Genomic DNA, 12,516 nt, shown 5'->3' with positions numbered 1-12,516 from the left:
GCGGCCGCCGGACTCGGGCGGGCGGTGGGCGTCAGGACTTCTTGATCACGCCGCAAGCGATCCGGTCGCCCGCATTGCCGGCCGGCTGGCTCACATAGTCGTCCGGGCCGGAATGGATCACGATGGCCGAGCCGTCGTCGTCGAACAGCGTGGCCTTGCCGGGCTCGAGCGTCACCGCGGTGTCGAGCACCTGCACGCTCATCGTGCCGGCGGCGCCGACGAGCTGGTTCGGCATGTCGCCCGCATGCGGCCCGTCCGGGTCCATCAGGCCGTGGCGCTTCTGGCGCGGCGCGTAGTGCCCGCCGGCGGTCTTGAAGCCGTCCTTCGGGTCGCAGCGGCCGGTCTGGTGGATGTGGAAGCCGTGCTCGCCCTGCGGGAGCCCGCTCACCTCGACGGCGATGAGGACGCCGTGCAGGGTCTGCCTCAGCGTGGCGGTGCCGATCTGCGCGCCCTCGGTGTTAATGATGCTCGCGGTGGCGGTAGCGGTCGCGCGGGCGGCTGGTTTAGGCGTTTGCGCGAAGCCGGGCGCGGCGGCGAGGCAGAGCGCCGCGACGGCGAGTGGAAGACGGCCCATGCCCATCTCCTGTGGCTGTGACAGTGACTAGGAGCCCCGCCGGCCTTGGCCGGCTGTCCATCAGGCCGGCCGATTCCGCCGGCCGGGCGCTCCGCGTCTGCCGGGTTAACGTTCCGGCCGGAACGCCGTTCCCGCCACCGGGGCGCGAATGTCGCGCCGGGTTCGCGCGGACCGGCGCGCCGGATCAGTGGCGCGGGGCGGCGCACCGCCCGGCGCCGCAATGGCGGCTGTGGAGCAGGCGGGTAAGCATCTGCGCGCGGCCGGCGGAGGAGCGCACGGATGCGGCACCAATGCCGAGCCGGCCGCTTTCAAAGGCGGCGATCACGCTGTCATGCACATAGCTGGTGCGGCAGACCGACAATGTGTTGGCGAGTTGCTCGGCGAGCGGGGCGACCGCCTCGCGGATCTGCCGCCGCCGGCCGCGCTCGCTGGTCTCGGGCGTGACGCGGCCGAGCTGGTCGAGCACGCCGAGCGAGGCGGTCAGGGTACGGAAGTCCTTCAGCGAGATCCGCTGGCCGCTGATGGCCTTGAGGAAGTCGTTCACCTCGTTGGTGCGGACCGGATGGATGCGGCCCTCCGCGTCGCGATATTTGAACAGCCGGCTGCCCGGCAGCGTGCGGAGCAGGGTGAGCGCCTCGGCGAGGCGGGCGTCGCGCGCGCTCTTGCGGATCATCTTGCCGCCCTTGCCCTTGAAGGCGAGCGCGATCTCCTTCCCCTCCGTCCGGACATGCGACTTCAGCAGCGTGGTCGCGCCCCGGGTGCCGTTCTCCTCGGCATATTGCTCGCCGCCGGCGCGGATGGCGGTCAGCTCGACGAGGTGGACCACCGCCGCGAGGGCGAGCTGGCGGTCGGGCTCGGGCCGGCGCAGCGCCCGCCGGACCGCCTGGCCGATGGAGACGAGCGCGCCGGCGAGCGCGGCGAGGCGCTGCGCCTTCATCGCCTCGCGCGCCTGGGTCCAGTCGGGATGGTAGCGGTATTGCAGCCGGCCGGCGGCGTCCTCGCCGACCGCCTGCAGATGCGCCTGCGGGTCGGCCGAGAGGCGCACATTGCGGTAGGCCGGCGGCACCGCGAGGCTCCTGAAGCGGGCGAGCGTTTCGGCGTCCTTCAGCACCGCGCCGTCCGGGTCGAGATAGGAGAAGCCGCGCCCGCGCGGGACGCGCCGGATCGTCAGCTCGCCGCAGGAGACGAGGCGCAGGCCGAACCGCCGTGCCAGCCGCCTCAGTTCGGTCCTCTCGCTCATCGCGTCACCGTGTCGTCGTCACCGGCGCTAGAACGCGCCCCGCCGCGCCGCGTTCCCGGAGGAGCGGCGGACGGGCGGAACGGCGGATGGAGGCCCACGTTGATGGGACGCCACATTGTCCTGCCGGCCATGACGAGGAGGAGGCAATGCACGCGAGGAACGAGGGCGCCCGGCCGCGGGGTACGCCCCACCCGACTGCGGGGAGCCCCGCCGCCCGGCACCACCGGACGAACCGAGCCACGCGATGACGGAACGACGCGCATCGGCCTTCCACCTCTGCCTCGACATGCAGAGGCTGTTCTCGCCGCACGGCGCGTGGGCGAATGCGTGGATGGCCGGGGTGCTGCCCAACATCGCCGCCATCTGCGAGAGCTTTGCCGGCCGGACGGTCTTCACCCGCTTCATTCCCGCGCCGCACCCCGATGCCGAGATCGGCACCTGGCGCGGCTATTACCGGCGCTGGTCGACGCTGACGCTCGAGGAGATCGATGCCGACGAGCTCGCCATCGTCGACGAACTCCGCCCCTATGCCGCGCGCGCGCCGGTCGCCGACAAGCGGCGCTTCTCCGCCTTCGCCGCGCCAGCGCTGGCGCCGATCCTCAATGGCGCGCGCACCGGCACGCTCGTCGTCACCGGCGGGGAGACCGACATGTGCGTGCTGGCGACGGTGCTGGAGGCGATCGACCGCGGCTATCGCGTGCTGGTGGTCGAGGACGCGGTGTGCTCCTCCTCCGACCCCGGGCACGAGGCGGCGCTGACCATCTATCGCAGCCGCTTCGCCGAGCAGCTCGGCCTCGTCACCACGCGCGAGCTGGTCGAGCAGGTGGCCGCGCGGGCCCTGTGACGGAAGGGAACGAAGCCCACGCGGCATCGTTCTCCGCGAGGCAGGGGATGATGCCGCCCGGGGGCGGCGGGGCGAACCGCAGCATCATGGAGGCCATCATGCATGCCCGGACCCTTCTCACCATCGCGCTGGCGCTGATCACCGCGGTCGCGATCGTCTGGTTCATCAGCTCGTTCTTCGTGCTGCAGGACGAGAACCCGCGCACCAGCCTCGACACGCCGATTCCGGTCGCGCTCACCGTCCCGGCCGTCGCCTCATCCTGACGGGAGCCGGCTTCGCGAAGGCGGCGGCGCAGCGCGGCCGGTGAGCGATGGCATGATAGATCGACATCATCACGCTACCTCCGTCCGGGTACGAACCAGGCTCCATACCGCCCGCCGGTGGAACGCCGTGCGTGCGCGGGCATTAACCTTGGTAGATTCCGGGCCGGAGGCCGCCCCGCGCAGGCCCGGGCCCGCGAAGGCTCCTTGAACGGGAGCACGCGCCGCGGCGCGATCGGACCGACAAACGCATTCTGGAGGCGCCGCCATGCCCCACTTTGCCGGGCGGGTACTTCTTTCCGGAACGACCGCCGGCCTGCTGATGGCGGCGGTGCTGGCGGGATGCGCGCGCCGCAAGGGATATACGGCCGTGCAGCCGCTCAACGCGACGAGCCACTGGCTCGACGGCGGGCGCGCTGCGCGCACGCGGCAGGTCGACCTCGCCCACACGCTTCCCGGCGTCGCCACCCATCTCGCCGCCTCGATATTCTGGGCCGGCGTGTTCGAGGCCGCGCGGCGCCGTGGCCCGCGCCGGCCTCTAGTGGGCGATACGGCCGGCGTGGCGGCGCTCGCGGCCTTCGTCGACTATGCGGTGGTGCCGAAGCGCCTCACGCCGGGCTGGGAGGACGTGGTCGGTTGGCGCGACATCGCGCTTGCCTATGCGGCCATGGCGATCGCCTTCGCCGCCACGGGCGAAAGCTCAATAAAACGATTGCGGCGGCCGCATCGAACGCCGCTGCGCCTGATGAAGCGTAATTAATCCTGACGGAGTGGTAAGTTATATCCGTCGAGCGGAATGAATAGTCGAAGATACGTTTCGCCAGCGGTTACATTTTACGGAAGCGTTCTTATATGTGCTCGACCACGATCCCTCCCGGGACGAGGAGCAAGCCATGGCTCGCGAAGACCGCATCGAACTGAAGGCGAGAATGGTCACGGAACGACTGGCGACGCTGAGCGCCCAGCCGCTGGCCGACTTCGCCGTGCTCGAACGCCTGATCTGCCAGCGTGCGCAGGAGGCCCCGGCCCATGCCGATCTCGTCCGCGAGGGCGAATCGTCGGCCGGCATCCGGATGATGCTGAGCGGGTGGGCCTGCCGCTACAAGATGCTGGTGAACGGCCGGCGCCAGCTGCTCAGCTTCGTGCTGCCGGGCGAATTGTGCGATCCCTACATGCACCTCCTCGCCCGCATGGACCATTCGCTGGCCGCGCTCACGCCGGTCACCTATGCCCAGCTGGGCCGCGAGGAGTCCGAGCGCCTGGTGCGCGACCACCCCGCAGTCGCCCGCGCTTTGTGGATCCAGACCATGTTCGAGATCGGCGTCGAGCGCGAATGGACGGCGAGCCTCGGCCAGCGTGTCGCCTTCCAGCGCCTCGCCCACCTGTTCTGCGACATCTATCTGCGCCTCAACATGACGGGCATCGCCGAGGACAACTGGTGCGACTTCCCGCCGACGCAGGGCGATATCGGCGACGCGACCGGCTTGTCCTCGGTGCATGTCAACCGCACGCTGCAGGACCTGCGCGCGGCCGATCTCATCACGCTCACCAACAAGCGCCTGTTCATCCGCAATCTCGAGGCGCTGAAGTCGGCCGCGCTGTTCCGCCCGTCCTATGGCGTGGTGGCACATTAAGGGGCCGAGACTAACTTACGTGGTTTCGCGCCCTACCGAGGTGGCCCACTGTACCGCCACCTGAAGGAGCCCGAACACGATGACCGACGAACTGGACGTGGCGTTACTCGACCTGTGCATGTGCCAGGCATGGAAGCAGATTCCTCCGGAGATCAAGGAAACCTACGGCGCGGTGAACCCGCGTGAACTCCGGCTCAAGCTCGCCCATGCCGTGATCGAGGGTGCCGAGATCTTCGCCGGCGACGCGGACAAGATCGTCGCCTTCGCCCTCTTCACGCTGCCTTCGCTGCCCAGCGCCTTCGGACGCCTCCATCCGGCCAGCCCGCGCCACCTCGACGCGTAGCCGGCCCAAGGGGGCCCAAGCGCGGCCCCCGCGGGAGCCGCGACGTACAGCGAGCCCCGCCTTCCCGCCTGCCCGCTCTCGCTGCCCTCGCGAGCGCAAGACGCGCGCCCACGCCGCCGCGTCACCTTATCCTCACCTCCCAAAACCTCATCTGCCGACCCATCCGCCGCCGGACATGTCCATCTGGTGGCGACGAGGCCTTGCGCCGCCTTATCCCGACTTCCTGCCTTCCGCCCGGAACCTCGCCCGCCGGCCGGCCGTTGACCGATACGGGGACCGGAAAGCCTTCGATCGGGCTCCGGCAGCGCGGCGCGGCAGCCGCGCTCCCCGCCCCGCCCGCAGCGGCGGGACAGACACCAGACCCATCCACAGGAAGGCGGACGGCGCAGCCCGTCCGCACAGGGAGAATGTGATGGCCAATGCGAGCCGCAAGCACATCGGCGTCGGCAACTCCGGCAAGAAGACCGGCGGCGGCGCGATGACCGACCTGCCCCGGGACGCGCTGCCCGAGAACGCGCCGCTGTCCAACCGCGCCACCAAGCGCCACCCGGAAGAGCGGGGCCTCGATTCGAAGGCGGTGCAGACCGACCAGTTCAAGGATCACTCCGCCAATCGCCGCGACGTCTAGCGGCGGTGCCCCCCGCGCTCCGGCCCGACGGGCACGGCGTGGGGCGCTTCCTCGCGCCGGCAGCGTGGAACGTCCGGTTCGTCTCGTACGTTCTCGGGAGCGCAATGCGAAAACGAACACGAACGAGGAGGCGTTTCCCCCCATGGCCAGTGCCGAGCCGAAGACCAAGGAAACGCCTCCCGACGTCGCCGCCCATGGCGGCACCACCCTGACCGCGGTGACGGTCGACAGCTTCAACGCGCAGCTTCGCGACGAGAACGGCTTCATCGGCGACAGCGTGCGCCGGGCCGCCTTCTTCGAGATCTTCGACCGCTGGCGCGCGCTCGGCGACCGCAAGCTCTCGGTGCTGGGCGAAACGCCCACCGCCGAGCTCTCCAAGTCGCAGATCGACGAGGCGCTCGCCGACGGCCGCCCGCACGAGCAGGCGCTCATTCACAGCGCCATCGAGGAATATGCCTGCAAGCTGCTCGCCGTCATCCGGCACCTGATGCGCACGAAAGACTGGCGCGAGACCCAGCGCATCGTCGTTGGCGGCGGGCTGAGAGGCGGCCGCTTCGCGGAGATCGCGGTCGCGCGCACCGAACTGCTGGCCCGCGCCCACGACATGGACGTCGAATTGCGGCCGATCCGGCACGACCCGGACGAGGCCGGGCTGATCGGCGCCGCCCATCTCGCGCCGAGCTGGATGTTCGCCAGCTTCGAGGACATCCTCGCCGTCGACATCGGCGGCACCAACATGCGCTGCGGCATCGTGCGGCTCAATCTCGACAAGGCCGACGACCTCTCCAAGGCACGCGTGCGCAGCACCGAGCTGTGGCGTCACGGCGACGAGGAGGTGACCCGCGAGCAGGTGGTCGAGCGGCTGATCGACATGCTGCAAAAGCTGATCCACGAGGCGGACAAGGACGATCTGCGCCTCGCCCCGTTCATCGGCGTCGGCTGCCCCGGCTCCATCGCCAATGACGGCACCATCGAGAACGGCGCGCAGAACCTTCCCGGCAACTGGGAAAGCTCGCGCTTCAACCTGCCCGCCGCGCTGTGGCAAGCCATTCCCTCCATCGGCGGGCACGAGACCGCGGTGGTGATGCACAACGACGCGGTGGTCCAGGGCCTCAGCGAGGTGCCCTTCATGCAGGATGTCGAGCGCTGGGGCGTGCTGACCATCGGCACCGGGCTCGGCAATGCCCGCTTCACCAATCGCGCCCGGGGCAAGGCGGGCGAAGGCAAGGGGGGCGAGCGCAAGCGCGACGAGCGGAAGGCGGACAAGAAGAAGGACTGACGGGGCGGCGCGCCGGTCGCCTCAGCTCCCGGCCTTCCTCCCGGCCCCCGACGTCCCGGCCGATGTTTTGCGCCGCGCCGTGCGGCGCTTCGGGCCGGAGGCCGGCTTGCGGCTGGTCCGCTCCGTCGCCGCCATGAGGTCGGCCGGCTCGGCATCGCTCGCCTCGCCCTTCGTCACCTCGTCGTTTTTGCCCTCCTCCACTCCGCCCTCGCGCTCGTGGCGCGCCATCAGCTCATATTCGGAGCGGATGTCCTCGATCGCCTTGTCGTCGAGTTCCTCGAGATCGAGCAGTACCCGTCGCGTGCCCTCGGTGCGGGCTATGAGTTCGTCGATCTTGATGTGAAGCGCCGCCGTGTCGCGGTTCTGGCTGTTCTGGATCACGAACACCATCAGGAAGGTGATGATCGTGGTCGAGGTGTTGATGATGAGCTGCCAGGTGTCGCCGAAGCCGGCGAAGGGGCCGGTCGCGGCCCAGATCACGATCAGCGCGACGGCGCCGACGAAGGTGACCGGCCGGCCGGCCTGAACGGCGATATATTGCGAGAAACGCGTGAAGAAGGAACGCTTTGGCTGACCCGCCCGCGTGCTGTTGAGCGCCATTCGACACCCCCTTATGAAACCGCACAGGCAAACGCCGCCGCACGCGGCTGGTTCCGGCCGGCGGACGATTCACGGTGCCCTCGTAAGGTCCGTCCGAGGGGTCGACGGGTTCAGGCGACGAGGGCGCGCACCGCGCGCAGATCGGCGACGAAGGCATCATAGGCGGCGCGCCTCGCCTCCTCGTCCGGCACCCGCAGCACCGAGGAGGGATGCACGGTGAGATAGCCGCGCCGGTTGCCGAAGGAGAGCGGCCCGCGCTCGCGCATCACCGCCACCTTCCGCCCGGCGAGCGCCTGCCCCGCCGTCCCGCCCAGCGCCACGACGAGCCGGGGATGGACGAGGCCGAGCTCACGCTCGAGCCACCAGCGCTCGTGCGAGATCTCGCCCGCGGTCGGCTTCTGATGGATGCGCCGTTTGCCGCGCTGGATGAACTTGAAGCGCTTGACGGCATTGGTGACGTAGCTTTCAGCCCGCTCGATGCCCGCCGCCTCCAGCGCCTCGTCGAACAGGCGCCCGGCCGGCCCGACGAACGGCCTGCCCTGCCGATCTTCCTCGTCTCCCGGCTGCTCGCCGACGAAGGCGATGGCGGCGCCGACCGGCCCCTCGCCCGGCACCGCCTTCGTGCCGCCGGGTACCGAGGGTTCGCTGGCCCGCAGCGCCGCGTTGAATTCATCGAGCGTGCGGAAGGAGCGCTCCTCCTCCGGCGCGGGGGTGTCGAACAGGTCGGGCATGTCGCCCGGGTCGCGCTTCGCACTCATGCCGCCTCCCGGGCCTCGGCCCGCCAGTCGACGTGCAGCATCTCCATCAGCCGCGCCGCGTCGTCGGGGGCGTGCAACTTGTCGGTATTGTCGAAGAAGACGAATACGTCGCGCGGCTTCGCGTGGCTGTCCGGCGCGCCGATGAAGTCGCCATCCTTCATGGTCCGGCCATGCGCCCAGGCCGCCACCCGCTTCGACCAGCGCGCCAGCGCCTTCTCGTCATAGCGCGAGCGGTAGAGTTCGGACGAGCCGTGCAGCCGGCAGTAGACGAAGTCCGCCGTCAGATCCATCAGCCGCGGCCATTCGACCGTGTCGGCGCAGACCAGCGCCACGCCGTGTTCGGCCAGCAGGTCGAGGAAGGCGCGGTCTTTGAAGCTCTCGTGCCGGATCTCCAGCGCGTGGCGCAGCGGCCGGCGCTTGTCGGTGGACGTCGCCGACCGGCCGTCGAGGCGCTCGTCATGCCGCCGGGCGAGGCGCGCGGCGGCGCGGGTGTCCTTCGGCAGCAGGGCGAGGAAATCGCGCATCATTCCGGCATCGAAGCGGAAATTGGGCGGGAACTGCCAGAGCACCGGCCCCAGCTTCGGCCCGAGCCGCAACAGGCCGGAGGCGAGGAAGTTGGCGAGCGGCGTCTCGATCTCGCGCAGGCGCCCGGTATGGGTGATGTAGCGCGAGCCCTTCACCGCGAACACGAAGTCCTCCGGCGTCTCCTCGGCCCAGCGGGCGAATACATCCGGCTTCTGCAGGCCGTAGAAGGTGCCGTTGATCTCGAGCGCCGGGAAGCGCGAGGCGGCATAAGCCAGCTCGCGCTTGTGGGTTAAACCCTTCGGGTAGAAGTGCCCGCGCCAGGGGGCGTAGGTCCACCCCGAAACGCCGATCCTTATCTCGCCCTGGTGCCGTGCCATGTCGGACATCCCGGTTTCGTGAGATCGCGCCGCCGCTCCCAAGGAGAGCCGATGGGCCGGGCGCTTGCCCGGACCAATCCGCAAGCTGTGCGGCAGGTTCCGGCGGCACCGCCCGCGTCGAGGAGGAACCATCGTTCATCCGGCCTGTTGGACGGGAAACCCGTGGCGACAGGAGACCGGCCAATGCTCGGGCTTCACCTTTGCCGCGGTTTCCGGCCGCAGCAGCCCTGCCCGGTCGCACCGATGGAGATGTTGTCCGGCCCGGCCAGCTTACCGAGCCGGCACTGAAACGCTCCGGCGCGATATCGCTGGCGACTGGCCGATGCTGTAGCCGCCGCGCCTTGCCGTGCCTTTCACCACCGGGCGTTTGTTTCGACGAAGGGAGACACCATGCAAACGGCGACGCAGTCACGACCCGACATCTTTCGCATCAGCGGCAGCGAGGCGGAGTGGCACGTCGAGCGCAACGGCGAGACCAGTATCCCCTATGCCACCAAGGAAGCGGCCTTCGAGGCGGCGGTCGCGGCGGCCTCCAACGCCATTCGCAACGGCCACGAGGTGGTGATCGTGGTGCCGGGCGTACGGAGAGGCGAGAGCCTGCTGGGCGGTGAGGATACGGACGAGACGCCCTGGTCGTCCCTGACCTGACGGTGGCGGCAGTTGGAATCAAGCGCCCGCTCCCTGGCGCCGGCGCTGGCATACCGTCGTGGCCAGCGTCGGCGCCGGGGATTTCGCGCGCACAATCATGCTACCAATCGGCCGTCAGCCGGTTTCCCGCCACCGGGAACCCGCCCAGGAACCGCCGATGACCGACCCCTCCTCCTCCGCGAACGAGACCGGCCGCGCCTGCCGCCCGCAGCCGCGCGACTGGCTGTTGACGGCGATCCGGCGGATCGAGGCCGACATCAACCGTTCCGCCGACACCCACCTCATACGCGTGCCGCTCGCCGCCCAGCCCGGCATCACGCTCTACCTCAAGGACGAATCGAGCCATCCGACCGGCAGCCTGAAGCATCGCCTCGCGCGCTCGCTGTTCCTCTACGCGCTGTGCAATGGCTGGATCGGGCCGGACACGCTGATCGTCGAGGCGTCGAGCGGGTCGACGGCGGTGTCGGAGGCCTATTTCGCCCGACTGCTCGGGCTCGACTTCGTCGCCGTGATGCCGCGCACCACCTCGCGCGAGAAGATCGCCGCCATCGAGTTCCAGGGCGGGCGCTGCCATCTCGTCGACGATCCGCGCTCGGTCTATGGCGAGGCGGCCGCGCTCGCCCGCGAGGCCGGCGGCCTCTATCTCGACCAGTTCACCTTCGCCGAGCGGGCGACCGACTGGCGCGGCAACAACAACATCGCCGAATCCATCTTCGCCCAGATGCGCGAGGAGCCTGCGCCCGTGCCGCGCTGGGTCGTCACCGGCGCCGGCACCGGCGGCACCTCGGCCACCATCGGGCGCTACATCCGCTACCGCCGCCACGACACCCGGCTGTGCGTGGCGGACCCGGCGGGGTCCGTTTTCCACCGCTACCACGCCGACCGCTCCGTCACCGAGATCGAGCGCTACGGATCGGTGATCGAGGGAATCGGCCGCCCGCGCGTCGAGCCCTCCTTCATCCCGGAGGTGGTGGACCGGATGATCGCCGTGCCGGACGTGCTCTCGCTCGCCGCCATGCGGGTCATCAGCGAGGTGCTCGGGCGGCGCTGCGGCGGCTCGACCGGCACGAACGTCTACGCCGCGCTCACGCTCGCCGGGGAGATGGCCGCCTGCGGCGAGGAAGGCTCGATCGTCACCATCCTGTGCGATGCCGGCGAGCGCTACGCCTCTAGCCTGTTCGACGATGGCTGGCTCGCCGCGCGCGGGCTCGACATCGCCGCCCCGGCCGAGGCGATCCGCGCCTTCCTCGCCGGCGCCGGGCCGATGCCGGCCTGAGCGCTGGCGGCAGTGCCGCCCCTCAGCCGCCGAGCATGTAGAGCGCCGAAAGGGCCAGCACCGCGCAGCCGAACACGGTCATGACGAAGCCGCGGTTCCAGATGAAGCCGACGACATAGGAGGGCGTGCCGGTCAGCGCGCCGGTGGTCAGCGACATCACGCTGATCGGCGAGGCGCTGGTGCCGAGCGCCCAGCCGAGCGTGAGCGTCAGACCCACCATCATGGGATGCTCCAGCCCGAGCGTGCTCGGCCCGAGAAGCTGGGCCAGCAGCACCACCAGTATGGTGTGGGGAATGAACGCCGCCCCGGCGAGCGGGATCAGCACCAGGCACAGGATGAGCAGCAGGCTCGGCGGGTAGTGCCCGTGCTGAAGCGCGTCCCAGAACGACTGGTGGCGCACAACGATGCTGATCGCCGCGCCGATCACATTGGCGCTCATCAGCACCGTCGCCTCGGTGCGCATGTCCTCGATGCCGTGCGTCATCTCCCATATGCGCCGCAGCAGCGGCGGCGCGGACGCCGGCGGCTCGACCACCAGCCAGAACAGTGCGAACAGCGGCAGCACGATGATGGTGGAGATGGTGGAGGAGAGCCCGCTCGACACATGCAGCCCGACGGTGAGGGCGAGCAGCAGCCCGCTCGCGCCCATCACCACCAGCAGCGGCACCGGATCGGTGCCCGTGCCCGGCGCGGCGACGCCGAGCGGCAGCGTGCCCGCTCGTCCGGCGACCACGCAGGTCACCAGCAGGATGGTGAGCGCGGTGGCGCAGGCGAGCGCGAGGAACGGCACCGCGTTGAGCCCGACCACCGAGGTGGTGACGATGGCGAAGCCGAGCCCCATCGGCGACCAGATGGTCATCAGCACCGCGCCGCGCATGCCCGCCAGCAGCAGGTCGCGGCGCTGGAGGCGCATCTCGGCGGTGTGGTCGGCATGGGACAGCAGGTCGCCGATCATGCGGATGATGCCGACATTGAACAGCAGGCTGAGGAAGTGGCTGCCGATATTGACGGCGGCGTAGCGCCGGCTGGCGGGAAACGACAGCAGGCTGCCCGCCGCCCGCTTGATGATCGCCGACGTCCGCACCGGGTAGCGCATCAGGCCGAGCACCGACATGAAGGAGGCGAAGCTCACGCCCTGCAGCAGCGCGGTGCGCAGCTGCTCGCGCTCGCCGGGATAGGCGACAACGATGAAGGCGCCGGCCGCCACCGCGACCAGCGTGAAGAGGCGCGCCAGCGTGCTCACGCGCAGCCATTGCAGGACGACGACGCCGAGCCCTGCGGCGATCGCGACGTTCCCAACCGCCGCACGCCCGCTCACCGCCGCGGCGACGGTGGCGAGGCACATGACGAGGATGAGAAGGCGGGTGAGCGATCGGAACATGCTGGCAGGGCGAGGCTGGACGGGAAGCGGCAAGGCAGGGTTGGGTGCCGCTCCGCCGTCCCGGGGACGGCACCGCCGCTTCTCGCAGCGCAGCATCGCGGGTTCAAGTGCCGGAGGCGCAATAATCGACGCGCGGGCGGGCGGCGCTC

14 protein-coding genes and 1 pseudogene are annotated in these 12,516 nt (G+C 70.1%); 9 read left to right on the top strand and 6 right to left on the bottom strand.

What is annotated here, in order from left to right:
• Window positions 1-31: 31 nt before the first annotated feature.
• Together NVS83_RS02415 and NVS83_RS02410 are read right to left on the bottom strand one after the other, a co-directional pair.
• On the bottom strand, window positions 32-574 hold the full coding sequence (locus NVS83_RS02415) for a superoxide dismutase family protein (RefSeq protein ID WP_258737897.1): 543 nt from the start codon (window positions 572-574) through the stop codon (window positions 32-34).
• 184 nt (window positions 575-758) lie between these two features.
• A complete protein-coding gene (locus tag NVS83_RS02410) occupies window positions 759-1,814 on the bottom strand; it encodes a DNA topoisomerase IB (RefSeq protein ID WP_258737896.1) in 1,056 nt (351 codons plus the stop codon).
• 244 nt (window positions 1,815-2,058) lie between these two features.
• Between NVS83_RS02410 and NVS83_RS02405 the strand changes: the two genes are divergently transcribed.
• The 7 genes from NVS83_RS02405 (at window position 2,059) to NVS83_RS02375 (ending at window position 6,802) form a co-directional block, all read left to right on the top strand.
• Window positions 2,059-2,658, top strand: coding sequence for a cysteine hydrolase family protein (locus NVS83_RS02405; protein ID WP_258737895.1), 600 nt, complete (start codon window positions 2,059-2,061; stop codon window positions 2,656-2,658).
• Between the two features lie 98 nt (window positions 2,659-2,756).
• On the top strand, window positions 2,757-2,921 hold the full coding sequence (locus NVS83_RS02400) for a hypothetical protein (protein ID WP_258737894.1): 165 nt from the start codon (window positions 2,757-2,759) through the stop codon (window positions 2,919-2,921).
• A 265-nt stretch (window positions 2,922-3,186) separates the two neighbouring features.
• Window positions 3,187-3,678, top strand: coding sequence for a hypothetical protein (locus tag NVS83_RS02395; RefSeq protein WP_258737893.1), 492 nt, complete (start codon window positions 3,187-3,189; stop codon window positions 3,676-3,678).
• A gap of 133 nt (window positions 3,679-3,811) precedes the next feature.
• Window positions 3,812-4,552, top strand: a complete 741-nt coding sequence (locus NVS83_RS02390) for a Crp/Fnr family transcriptional regulator (RefSeq protein ID WP_258737892.1) — start codon at window positions 3,812-3,814, stop codon at window positions 4,550-4,552.
• A 79-nt stretch (window positions 4,553-4,631) separates the two neighbouring features.
• Window positions 4,632-4,895: a hypothetical protein gene (locus tag NVS83_RS02385; protein ID WP_258737891.1), complete on the top strand. Its 264-nt coding sequence runs from the start codon at window positions 4,632-4,634 to the stop codon at window positions 4,893-4,895.
• Window positions 4,896-5,307: 412 nt separating this feature from the next.
• On the top strand, window positions 5,308-5,523 hold the full coding sequence (locus tag NVS83_RS02380) for a hypothetical protein (protein WP_258737890.1): 216 nt from the start codon (window positions 5,308-5,310) through the stop codon (window positions 5,521-5,523).
• A gap of 142 nt (window positions 5,524-5,665) precedes the next feature.
• Entirely contained in the window at window positions 5,666-6,802 is a 1,137-nt protein-coding gene (locus NVS83_RS02375) for an ROK family protein (RefSeq protein ID WP_258737889.1), read from the top strand.
• A 21-nt stretch (window positions 6,803-6,823) separates the two neighbouring features.
• On the opposite strand, the gene NVS83_RS02370 is transcribed toward NVS83_RS02375, so the two are convergent.
• The 3 genes and pseudogenes from NVS83_RS02370 to NVS83_RS02360 all read right to left on the bottom strand — a co-directional run bounded on the left by NVS83_RS02370 (window position 6,824) and on the right by NVS83_RS02360 (window position 9,071).
• Window positions 6,824-7,402, bottom strand: a complete 579-nt coding sequence (locus tag NVS83_RS02370; RefSeq protein ID WP_258737888.1) for a low affinity iron permease family protein — start codon at window positions 7,400-7,402, stop codon at window positions 6,824-6,826.
• Window positions 7,403-7,512: 110 nt separating this feature from the next.
• Window positions 7,513-8,085: pseudogene (locus NVS83_RS02365) on the bottom strand (UdgX family uracil-DNA binding protein); the annotation flags it as partial.
• A gap of 71 nt (window positions 8,086-8,156) precedes the next feature.
• Window positions 8,157-9,071 carry a DUF72 domain-containing protein gene (locus tag NVS83_RS02360; RefSeq protein WP_374115007.1) on the bottom strand — a complete coding sequence of 305 codons (915 nt, stop codon included), beginning with the start codon at window positions 9,069-9,071 and terminating at the stop codon, window positions 8,157-8,159.
• A 381-nt stretch (window positions 9,072-9,452) separates the two neighbouring features.
• Here NVS83_RS02360 and NVS83_RS02355 point away from each other — a divergent pair, with 381 nt between their 5' ends.
• Together NVS83_RS02355 and NVS83_RS02350 are read left to right on the top strand one after the other, a co-directional pair.
• On the top strand, window positions 9,453-9,710 hold the full coding sequence (locus NVS83_RS02355) for a DUF2188 domain-containing protein (RefSeq protein WP_258737887.1): 258 nt from the start codon (window positions 9,453-9,455) through the stop codon (window positions 9,708-9,710).
• 157 nt (window positions 9,711-9,867) lie between these two features.
• On the top strand, window positions 9,868-10,986 hold the full coding sequence (locus NVS83_RS02350) for a PLP-dependent cysteine synthase family protein (protein WP_258737886.1): 1,119 nt from the start codon (window positions 9,868-9,870) through the stop codon (window positions 10,984-10,986).
• Between the two features lie 22 nt (window positions 10,987-11,008).
• Here the strand turns inward: NVS83_RS02350 and NVS83_RS02345 are convergent, their stop codons facing one another.
• Window positions 11,009-12,367 carry a hypothetical protein gene (locus NVS83_RS02345; RefSeq protein WP_258737885.1) on the bottom strand — a complete coding sequence of 453 codons (1,359 nt, stop codon included), beginning with the start codon at window positions 12,365-12,367 and terminating at the stop codon, window positions 11,009-11,011.
• Window positions 12,368-12,516: the final 149 nt, after the last annotated feature.

The organism is Ancylobacter mangrovi (assembly GCF_024752335.1).
GTDB lineage: Bacteria > Pseudomonadota > Alphaproteobacteria > Rhizobiales > Xanthobacteraceae > Ancylobacter > Ancylobacter mangrovi.
The sequence above is the reverse complement of the archived record's forward strand: the minus strand, read 5'-3'. Positions and strand labels throughout refer to the sequence as shown.

Bases quoted from the DNA above. Each gene is read 5' to 3' on its own strand.
- NVS83_RS02345 (WP_258737885.1), bottom strand. From the start codon at position 12,367: ATGTTCCGATCGCTCACCCGCCTTCTCATCCTCGTCATGTGCCTCGCC.
- NVS83_RS02355 (WP_258737887.1), top strand. From the start codon at position 9,453: ATGCAAACGGCGACGCAGTCACGACCCGACATCTTTCGCATCAGCGGC.
- NVS83_RS02400 (WP_258737894.1), top strand. From the start codon at position 2,757: ATGCATGCCCGGACCCTTCTCACCATCGCGCTGGCGCTGATCACCGCG.
- NVS83_RS02415 (WP_258737897.1), bottom strand. From the start codon at position 574: ATGGGCCGTCTTCCACTCGCCGTCGCGGCGCTCTGCCTCGCCGCCGCG.
- NVS83_RS02375 (WP_258737889.1), top strand. From the start codon at position 5,666: ATGGCCAGTGCCGAGCCGAAGACCAAGGAAACGCCTCCCGACGTCGCC.
- NVS83_RS02405 (WP_258737895.1), top strand. From the start codon at position 2,059: ATGACGGAACGACGCGCATCGGCCTTCCACCTCTGCCTCGACATGCAG.
- NVS83_RS02380 (WP_258737890.1), top strand. From the start codon at position 5,308: ATGGCCAATGCGAGCCGCAAGCACATCGGCGTCGGCAACTCCGGCAAG.
- NVS83_RS02350 (WP_258737886.1), top strand. From the start codon at position 9,868: ATGACCGACCCCTCCTCCTCCGCGAACGAGACCGGCCGCGCCTGCCGC.
- NVS83_RS02370 (WP_258737888.1), bottom strand. From the start codon at position 7,402: ATGGCGCTCAACAGCACGCGGGCGGGTCAGCCAAAGCGTTCCTTCTTC.
- NVS83_RS02410 (WP_258737896.1), bottom strand. From the start codon at position 1,814: ATGAGCGAGAGGACCGAACTGAGGCGGCTGGCACGGCGGTTCGGCCTG.
- NVS83_RS02390 (WP_258737892.1), top strand. From the start codon at position 3,812: ATGGCTCGCGAAGACCGCATCGAACTGAAGGCGAGAATGGTCACGGAA.
- NVS83_RS02385 (WP_258737891.1), top strand. From the start codon at position 4,632: ATGACCGACGAACTGGACGTGGCGTTACTCGACCTGTGCATGTGCCAG.
- NVS83_RS02395 (WP_258737893.1), top strand. From the start codon at position 3,187: ATGCCCCACTTTGCCGGGCGGGTACTTCTTTCCGGAACGACCGCCGGC.
- NVS83_RS02360 (WP_374115007.1), bottom strand. From the start codon at position 9,071: ATGTCCGACATGGCACGGCACCAGGGCGAGATAAGGATCGGCGTTTCG.